This window comes from Sphingobium sp., assembly GCF_041987595.1.
GTDB lineage: Bacteria > Pseudomonadota > Alphaproteobacteria > Sphingomonadales > Sphingomonadaceae > Sphingobium.
In genome coordinates this window covers 1-654 of sequence record NZ_JBHIWJ010000221.1, presented here as the reverse complement: position 1 = coordinate 654, position 654 = coordinate 1, and the positions used below count along the sequence as shown (strand labels likewise).

Genomic DNA, 654 nt, shown 5'->3' with positions numbered 1-654 from the left:
CCAGGCCGACCACCGACACGCCGCCGAACAGCAGACCGTAGGCCAGGATCATGAACACCACGATGATGACGAAACCGACCGCCGTGGACAGGGCGCCGGCGGCGACCGCGTCCGCACCCAGTTCAGCCGTCACGGTGCGGCGCTCCTCGACGTTCAGCGGCGCCGGCAGGGCACCCCCGTTCAGCAGGTTCACCAGGGTCGCCGCTTCCTGGATCGAGAAGTTGCCGGTGATCTGACCCGAGCCCGAGGTGATCGCGCTCTGGATCGTCGGGGCCGAGATGACCTTGCCGTCCAGGATGATGGCGAAGGGCTTTTGAAGGTTGGCGGCGGTGGCTTCGCCAAAGCGCCGAGCGCCGGCGCCGTCGAAGCGGAAGTCGATGGCCGGGCGGCCGCTCTGGTCCGAACCGACGCCGGCGCGGGTCAGGTTTTCACCCGACACCAGCACGCGCTTCTTGACCAGATAGGGCGTGCCGTCCTCGCCTTGCAGCAGTTCGGAATCGGGCGGCACACGGCCGGCCAGGGCGTCCTGGACCGAGTTCTCGACATCGACCATCTGGAAGGTCAGCTGCGCCGTCTGGCCGATCACTTCTTCCAGCTTGCTCGGATCGCTCTCGCCCGGCGCCTGGACCACGATCCGGTCGGCGCCCTGGCGGG

General features: G+C 68.5%; 1 protein-coding gene. It reads right to left on the bottom strand.

All coding sequences use genetic code 11. From position 1 onward, the window contains the following. Positions 1–654 (bottom strand): preprotein translocase subunit SecD (gene secD, locus ACFC3J_RS22850; protein WP_375198194.1); only part of this gene is annotated, 654 nt, incomplete at both ends.